This is a genomic window from Streptomyces sp. NPDC029014, assembly GCF_055564695.1.
In genome coordinates this window covers 1-1,407 of sequence record NZ_JBVHVT010000229.1, presented here as the reverse complement: position 1 = coordinate 1,407, position 1,407 = coordinate 1, and the positions used below count along the sequence as shown (strand labels likewise).

General features: G+C 70.0%; 1 pseudogene. It reads right to left on the bottom strand.

Annotation, left to right across the window (positions count from 1 at the left end):
- Positions 1 to 1,197 (bottom strand): annotated as a pseudogene (locus ACZ4VL_RS40730) (IS30 family transposase); the annotation flags it as partial.
- Between the last annotated feature and the right edge of the window lie 210 nt (positions 1,198 to 1,407).

The following is a 1,407-nucleotide window of genomic DNA, read 5'->3' as shown; positions in this document are numbered from 1 at the left end:
TCCCAGTCGAGCGTTTTGCGTGGGCGGCCGTTGAGTTCCTGGGCGACGTGTTCGAGGTCTTCGGGACTGTGGACGCTCAGGTCGGTGCCCTTGGGGAAGTACTGCCGCAGCAGCCCGTTCGTGTTCTCGTTCGAGCCGCGCTGCCAGGGGGATGCCGGGTCGCAGAAGTAGACGGGCATGTCGGTGGCCATGGTGAACTGCTTGTGGCGTGCCATCTCGCTGCCCTGATCCCAGGTGAGGGAGCCGCGCAGGTGGGCGGGCAGGGTCTGGATCGTGGTGACGAGCCCGTCGCGGACGGTCTCGGCGTCGTGGGCTCCGCCCGGCAGGTGGACCAGCATGGTGTAGCGGGTGCTGCGTTCGACCAGGGTGGCGATCGCGGAACGGCCGCCCGCGCCGATGATCAGGTCGCCTTCCCAGTGCCCGGGCACGGCCCGGTCCTCGACGTCGGCGGGCCGGTCACTGATCATCACCATCGGGTCGATGAAACGGGGCGTGCGCCGCTGGGGGTCCCGGCGCGGTTTGCGGCGGGTGCGGCCGGAACGGATCGCGGCCTGCACTTCCCGCTTCAGGCCGCCGCGGGCCTGGAAATACAGCGCCTGGTAGATCGTCTCCACGCTCACCCGCATGCTCTCGTCGTCGGGATGCTCCCTGCGTAGAGCGTGGCAGATCTGTTCCGGTGACCACCTCCGGCGCAGTCCGTCCTGGACGAAGCGGCGCAGCCGTCCCTCGCGTAGCAGCTTGCGGTCCTTGGGCCGGGGCCTGCGCGAGGCCGCCGCCCGGTGGGCGGCGTAGGGCTGGTAGCCCTCGCGGGCCGAGTTCGCGTCGATCTCCCTCTTGACCGTGCTCGCCGGCCGCCCCAGGGCCCGCCCGATCGCCCGCAGCGACTGACCCGCCTCGTGGAGGTCGCGGATCGTCTCGCGCTCGGCAAGCGTCAGAAACCGCGGATGGAGCTGCTTCTGGCAAGGCCGTCAGGCCCACCGGTGCTGTGGTCACGCCGCCCATCGTGACGGTCCCCGCCGCGTAGTCGACACGCCGCCCGTCGGCATAGACCCGGCCGTTGTGACTCTTCTTGACGCCCCAGTCCCAGTCCTTGGCCGTGCGCTCGTTCACGCCGATCTGCCGGGCCGCGACCCTGCGGGCGACACCGGCGGCCCGAAGCTGCTCGTAATCGTCCCGCCCGGTATGCCGGCGCGGCAGACGCACCGAACTCCGTCCGGCCTTCCGGGCCCAGCCGAAGGCCGTGTTCCGATTCACCCCCAGCTCACGCGCCACCACGGTCACGTTTCCCACGACATCCAGCCGTGCAAGGAAACGCTCCCTCAGCCCCGCAAGATCAACCCGCTCAACGCCCACGGTCCTCGCAACTCCCACAGATCGCGGGTGTTGCGAGGACCGTTAGAACCCAAG